This window comes from Sphingobium sp. ba1 (assembly GCF_000743655.1).
GTDB lineage: Bacteria > Pseudomonadota > Alphaproteobacteria > Sphingomonadales > Sphingomonadaceae > Sphingobium.
In genome coordinates, this window is record NZ_JPPQ01000069.1 from 1,610,068 (window position 1) to 1,616,555 (window position 6,488).

Here is a 6,488-nt window from a genome sequence, read left to right on the forward strand (position 1 = left end):
CCGGGCCCGGCACCGCCGTTCCAGCTCTGCGTTGAAGTCGTCATAGGTCGCCGCGCGCGGGATCGGCACCATGAAGTGCGAGCGCGCATACTTCACCAGCCCTTCGACCTTCCCCTTGTCGTTGCCCTTGCCTGGGCGGCCAAAGCGATCGGCAAACAGGTGGTGGCTGACCAGCCCCGTGAAGGCCTGGGTCCGCTCACGCTTGCCATCCCCGCAGATTTTGGCGACCGCGATCTTGGTATTGTCGTACAGGATCGAGAGCGGCACCCCGCCAAAGAAGGCGAACGCGCAAACATGTCCGTCCAGAAAGGCTTCCGTCGTCTCGGCAGGATAGGCCTTCACAAAACAGGCATCCGACTGCGGAAGGTCCATGCAGAAGAAATGCACCTTCTGCCGCACTCCACCGATCACGCCCACCGCTTCGCCAAAGTCCACCTGAGCGTGCCCTGGCGGATGCGCCAGCGGCACGAAGGTCTCGCGGCTGCGCACACGGCTCTGCCGCACGTAATCCTTCACCACCGTATAGCCACCGCCGTAGCCATGTTCATCGCGCAACCGCTCAAAAATCCGCTTGGCCGTATGCCGCTGCTTGACCGGCGCGACGTAATCCTCAGCCAGTATCCGGTCGATCACCGGCAGCAACAATCCTAGCTTCGGCTTGGCGACAGGCTTGGAGCGCGTGTAGCCAGGCGGCAGCGAGAAACGGCACATCTTCGCGATCGTCTCTCGGCTCAGGCCGAAAACCTTCGCTGCCTCCCGCTGGCTGTTCCCTTCAACAAACACAAAGCGGCGTACCGCTGCATAGCTCTCCACGGCAAACATCCCCGGCCGCTCCAAAAAGAGCAACCTTACCAATGGCTGGTTTTTACTCCGCCGCGCTCAGCAATTTGCCGGCGCTCCATTGGCCTGGTTTGTCACCGCCCTGCACACTGGCTGGACGGCGCTTGGCGGAAATGGTGCAACCGAACTAGCATTGATCTCGCAAAGCGCATAGGAGCCATCGCTGATGGCTTCACCAGGGCGAAATAGGAAGTCGGCGTCCCAAAGAAGCGGAAGATCGTGGTCGGCGATCGACAGCAACCTTTGCATCTCTGGAATCCAGCGATCCTCCATCGCTTTCCGTAAGGCTGCGAAGCGCGTCACCTCCGGTCCGAACATGGCGCGGCCCATCGGCTGTGGGGTTGACGACGTTGTATCAATGGCCGTTGGCGTCATCAGCGCAGTGATCAGGTTGTGCCCAAAGCCAACCACTCGGTGCCCGCACACGTAGCAGCGGACCATGCCCTCGGACGACTGCGGCTGATAAGCCTGATCGATCAGCACGCCGCCGTCGTTTAGAAACGGCACCCACCTTTCCAAGCACTCGGCTAGGCTGATGCGCTCCGATTTGCTTCCTTGGCGGGCCTCTTGAACTTTCACCGACGTTTTCAAAGCCGGAGCGTTTCCCGCTTCGTCTAGTTGGACACGCCATACATTCCTGCCGCCGTTGCCGTAGTTCGGCTTCAGCACGCGCGGGCCTGCGGCAAGATGTTCGGGGAAACGAGCGCGAAGGCCTTCAGCGTCCACGTATCGATCGACATCGCTGCCCCATTCCATGGATCGCGTTGTGTAGAGCACTTCCTTGACGCCGATTTTGGCGATCACGTCAGGATGCGCGCTGACGACAACGCCGCACCCCGCGACTTCGCGCAGCATTGGATCGAGCTGCGAGCGGTCGCCTGAAATGTCCAACGGATTCACCCAGACCAGCACTGCGTCGCACGACAGCAGCTCGTCCCGAATCTCGCGAACCGCCTCGTCCCTGTACAGTACAGGCCACTGCCGGGCTTCATGAAAGCGATGCGTCCACTCGGCTGCTTGCCCACGCCAAAGAAGAGCGATGTTCGGGCCGGATGTCATTGTTGCATCTCCCCATCGGACCTGTCCCCTTTGTGGTCGCGAACTCAGGTGTCGCGCAGCAGTGGGTGTTAAGCCACGGCGGTCGGGTTCAGCCGCCGCCGCGCAAAGCCGCGGCATAGCGCCGGTCGACCACTTCCCAGTCGATGTTGCGGAAGAAGGCGTCGACATATTTGGCGGCGGCGGTGCCGTAATCCATGTGGAAACTGTGCTCGTACATATCGAGCGCGAGCAGCGGCACGCCGGCAATCGCACCGTGCATATGATCCCACGCCCAATGGTTGTGCAGCGAGCGCGTGTGGAGATTGTAGACGAGCACGCACCAGCCCGATCCGCCGGCAAGGCTCATCCCGGTACGGCGGAAGTCGGCTTCCCAGCGGTCGAACGAGCCGAACGCCGCGCCCAGCGCGTCGCGGATGGAACCGGCTGCCTGGCCGTTGCCGCCGAGCCCGTCGAAATAGACCTCATGGAGCACGACCGAGCCGGTGCGGTGCAGCTCCTCGCGCTTCAATCCGCCATAGACCACCGGCGACAGGTCCGTGTCAGCGAGCGCGGCGGCAAGTCGTGTCTCGATCATATTCAGGGCCTTGACCGAGCCCGCATAATTGTTCTCGTGGTGCGATGTGATCAGCCTTTCGGAGAGGCCGTGAAGCCTGGCGGGATTGAACCTGAGCGGCTTGACCTGATGATTTCCGGCAAAGGCGGGGACAGCCGCCGGCGCTGCGGCCGGCGTCTGCGCAGAGGCTTCGTTGATAGTCATGGCGGCGGCTCCGATGCCAAGAGTTGCGATTGCACTGCGTCGGGAAAGATGGTCGATCGTCACGCGTCACTCCTTCAGATGATCATTACATATGCGGCCCCGAGGACCGAGCAGACGCCGAGCACCGGCAGCATGCCGGCCTTGAACCGGAACATGGCGAGTATCGCACCCACCGCGAGCGCCAGCGCCGGCCAGTTGACGGACGTTAGGACTGGGAGATCGATGGTGCCGGCTGCGAACGGCACTTCGCGGACTTGCTCGAACAGAGTGTGGATACCAAACCAGACCGCCAGATTGAGGATCACGCCGACCACTGCGGCGGTGATCGCCGAAAGCGCGGCCGACAATGCGCGGTTGCCGCGCAGCCGCTCGATGAATGGCGCGCCGGCGAAGATCCACAGGAAGCATGGCAGGAAGGTAACCCAGGTGGTGAGGATTGCGCCGAAGGTCGCGGCGACGAGCGGCGGCAGCCCGGTCGCTTCGCGGAAGGCCGCGAGGAAGCCGACGAACTGCGTCACCATGATCAGCGGCCCGGGCGTGGTCTCGGCCATGCCGAGCCCGTCGAGCATCTCGCCGGGCTGGAGCCAGCCATAGGTCTCGACTGCCTCCTGCGCGACATAGGCGAGCACCGCATAGGCGCCGCCGAAGGTCACCACCGCCATCTGGCTGAAGAAGGTGGCGATGCGGCTGAACACGTCGTCGGGGCCGAACGCGAACAGCAGCGCTGCGACCGGCCCGAGCCAGAGCAGCAGCAGGACGCCGGAGATGCGCAGCGACCAAGAGAGGTTCGGCCGGGCATGGTCGGGAAGGCCCTCGCCAAGAGCGGTGTCGCGGTCGTGGATTATCTCAGCGCCGGCGGGACCATGTCCGCCGCCGCCCTTGAATGCGGCGTAACCAGCGCGGCCACTGAAGAAGCCGATCAGCGCGGCGGCAAGCACGATCAGCGGGAAGGGCACGTCGAGCACGAAGATCGCGACGAACGCCAGCGCGGCAAAACCGCGCATGACGTTGTTCTTCAAGGCACGCGAACCCACCCGGACCACCGCCTGTAGCACCACCGCCAGCACGGCGGCCTTCAATCCGAAGAACAATCCCTCGACCAGCGGCACTTCGCCGAGCAGCACATAGACATAGCTGAGCCCTAAAATCGCGAGGAAGCCGGGCAGCACGAATAGCGCGCCCGCGACCAGGCCGCCCTTGGTCTTATGGAGCAACCAGCCAATATAGACAGCTAGCTGTTGCGCTTCAGGGCCGGGCAGCAGCATGCAATAGTTGAGCGCGTGGAGGAACCGCTCCTCGCCGATCCAGCGCTTCTCCTCGACCAGGATGCGATGCATCACCGCTATCTGGCCCGCCGGTCCGCCGAAGCTGAGCAGCGCGACCCTGATCCAGACGCGCACCGCCTCGCCAAAGCTGATGCCGTGCTCGTGCAGCGTCTCGACTGCGATTTCAGCGCGTGCGCTGGCCTCCATCTTTAGTCCTCTTTTCGCCGGGTGAAGTGAGCATAGAATCCGTCGAGCGCGGTCGATCCGCGCGCGATCCGCTCCTCGTCGTCGTCGGTGCCGGCACAGATGCCGGCGATAAGCGCGCTCACTCCCGGAGTTTCCGGGCGCTCGAACCGAGCATCGGCAATATCAAGGTCGTGAACAATTTCGCCGAGCGCCCGCAGCGCGGGGTCGGTCTCGAGACCGGTGAGGAACACCAAGGTCTCGAAGGAGCAGCGGTCGCCTTCGTGGGTGAACTCAGCGTCCGCCATGTCGAACCTCAGTTCGTCAGGCTCCGGCACATATCCTTTGCCCTCGACGAACTTGAAGCTCGCCTCGGGGTCGATGAAGCGGCGAATGAGCCAGGCGGACGCGATGCGATCGACATGGACATGGCGGCGCGTCACCCAAACGCGGCGCTTTAGCTCCGCCGGGGTCAGCTCGGGCGCACCGGGGCCGCTCACATCGGGATGTTGGTGAGAGCGGCGGTCCGCCTCGGTGATGGCGGCCTGTGCCGCCTGCCGACCATGCGCACCGAAAAAGTCGATCGCGGCGACCTCGTTCAGGCGTTTGCGCAGGCGGCCCACATCCGCCGCCGCGACATACTCGCCCTCACACAGCGCGCGCGCCTCGCGTGCCAACTCCTCATAGTCGGCGTCACGCGCAGCGTCGAACACTCCGCGCAGCTCCGCATCGCCCATGCCGCCGACAAGGCGCGCTTCGAGGATCAGCGCCTCGCCGCCATTTTCGGTGATCTCGCGATGCAGTTCTTCGAACAGCGCGCGCGTGTCCTCGCGATTGGGGAGCGCATGGACGGCGTTCTTGAGCGGCGCGGCCCCGATCGCCTGCAAACGCCGCCAGACCTTCACCCGCAAATAGGCAGGCTTAGCCGGAAGCTGCGGGATCAGGAGCAACCAAGGGGAAGCTTGTGTATTTGTCATAGTTGTATCGTCACTAGCCTACAAGTGTAAGGGTTGCATCACAAGCCTCATGAGCATAGGACTGCTTATCCCGAAGAAAGAAACCGGAGCGCAATGTCGCGGCTCGCCGGCGGCGCGCTCGCATGACGTGAGGCTTTCCGTGTCGAGTGCGCTGATGAAGGATCAATTATGCTGAAAAAGACCATCGCCTTGGGATTCGCCAGCCTCCTGCTGGCAAGCCCGGCATGGGCAGCGCCGGACTGGTCGGCTGTCGACCGGGCGATAGGACGAGCGGGGGCCGAACAGCCGGGGGGCGTTCACCGCTACAGCTTCCCGCGTTCGGACCTGAGCGTCACGCTGGATGGGGTGACGATCAAGCCCTCCCTCGCGCTCGGCTCTTGGGCGGCGTTTCAGCCGATGGGCGACGAGGCGATGGTGATGGGCGATCTCGTGCTGACCCACGACGAGGTGAACCCCGTTTTGAGCCGCCTGCTCGCAAGCGGTTTTACGATCACCGCGCTCCACAATCACCTGCTCCGCTCTTCGCCTGCGACCATGTACATGCACATTGCCGGCCACGGCGACCCGGTCAAGCTCGCGGCCGCGCTCCGGCAAGCGCTATCAGCCAGTCGGACCCCGCTCGCCGCGCCGCAATCGCCTTCGGCCAGCGCAGCCGCATCGCGGCTCGACCTCGATGTGGCCGCGCTCAACCGGTTGATGGGCGGTGAGGGCAAGACGGCCGGTGGCATCCTCCAATACAGCTTTCCGCGCGCCGAGCGGCTGATGGACGGCGATATGGAGACTCCGCCGACGATGGGCACGGCGACCGCGATCAACTTTCAGCCAACCGGGGACGGCCGAGCCGCCATCACCGGCGATTTCGTACTTGTCGCAAACGAGGTCGATCCGGTCCTGCGCGTGCTGCGGACGAACGGGATCGAGGTCACGGCGCTGCATAATCATATGCTAAACGACGAGCCGCGGCTGTTCTTCATGCACTTCTGGGCCAACGACGACGCAGCCAAGCTCGCCCGTGGGCTGCGCGCGGCGCTCGACAGGATGAACAATCAGAGGAGTTGAACTCGGACGACGGCTCATTGGGCCGTAACCGCCGCCCGCCCGACCCCACGGCCCTTATGCAGGAAGTGGAATGGAACATGGCTAGCAAACGAACTCTCACTGTTGTCGCAGGCGTGGGCGCGGCCGCGCTGGCGATCGCGGGCGTGGCGATCGCGCAAAACCACGAGGCGAACGAAAACCGGATAATCGGCAAGCACAGCGAACGAGACATCCCGCTTGCTCAGGTGCCCGAGGCCGCGATGAACGCGGCACGCGCGCAACTCGCGTCAATAAGCAAAGCGGAGCAAGTGGCTCTGTTGCAAAGATTGGCGGCAGTCAGAGGTAGGCTGTCGCTCTGCGCCGATCAGG

General features: G+C 63.8%; 6 protein-coding genes and 1 pseudogene. 2 read left to right on the plus strand and 5 right to left on the minus strand.

Translation table 11 applies throughout. The annotated features are described in order from the left end of the window. The 5 genes from istA to IL54_RS10840 all read right to left on the minus strand — a co-directional run. The coding region (gene istA, locus IL54_RS10820) for an IS21 family transposase (RefSeq protein WP_037478362.1) at positions 1-822 on the minus strand (822 nt) is incomplete at its 3' end. A gap of 57 nt (positions 823-879) precedes the next feature. Next, a complete protein-coding gene (locus tag IL54_RS10825; protein ID WP_162182219.1) occupies positions 880-1,899 on the minus strand; it encodes a Cj0069 family protein in 1,020 nt (339 codons plus the stop codon). A gap of 88 nt (positions 1,900-1,987) precedes the next feature. Further along, positions 1,988-2,719: a superoxide dismutase gene (locus IL54_RS10830; protein WP_037475567.1), complete on the minus strand. Its 732-nt coding sequence runs from the start codon at positions 2,717-2,719 to the stop codon at positions 1,988-1,990. An 11-nt stretch (positions 2,720-2,730) separates the two neighbouring features. Next, the gene (gene chrA / locus IL54_RS10835) at positions 2,731-4,128 is read right to left on the minus strand and encodes a chromate efflux transporter (protein WP_017184237.1); all 1,398 of its coding nucleotides are present in this window, start codon (positions 4,126-4,128) and stop codon (positions 2,731-2,733) included. A 2-nt stretch (positions 4,129-4,130) separates the two neighbouring features. After that, positions 4,131-5,081, minus strand: a complete 951-nt coding sequence (locus IL54_RS10840) for a chromate resistance protein ChrB domain-containing protein (RefSeq protein ID WP_025160483.1) — start codon at positions 5,079-5,081, stop codon at positions 4,131-4,133. Between the two features lie 168 nt (positions 5,082-5,249). On the opposite strand from IL54_RS10840, the gene IL54_RS10845 reads away from it, so the two are divergent. Next, positions 5,250-6,140 (plus strand): DUF1259 domain-containing protein, encoded by an 891-nt coding sequence (locus IL54_RS10845; protein WP_008603797.1) that lies wholly within the window; start codon positions 5,250-5,252, stop codon positions 6,138-6,140. Between the two features lie 77 nt (positions 6,141-6,217). Beyond that, positions 6,218-6,488: pseudogene (locus IL54_RS10850) on the plus strand (hypothetical protein); the annotation flags it as partial.

What these genes read in the sequence shown, in the direction of transcription:
- IL54_RS10825 (WP_162182219.1), bottom strand. Translation starts at nt 1,899, where the DNA reads ATGACATCCGGCCCGAACATCGCTCTTCTTTGGCGTGGGCAAGCAGCC.
- chrA (WP_017184237.1), bottom strand. Translation starts at nt 4,128, where the DNA reads ATGGAGGCCAGCGCACGCGCTGAAATCGCAGTCGAGACGCTGCACGAG.
- IL54_RS10840 (WP_025160483.1), bottom strand. Translation starts at nt 5,081, where the DNA reads ATGACAAATACACAAGCTTCCCCTTGGTTGCTCCTGATCCCGCAGCTT.
- IL54_RS10845 (WP_008603797.1), top strand. Translation starts at nt 5,250, where the DNA reads ATGCTGAAAAAGACCATCGCCTTGGGATTCGCCAGCCTCCTGCTGGCA.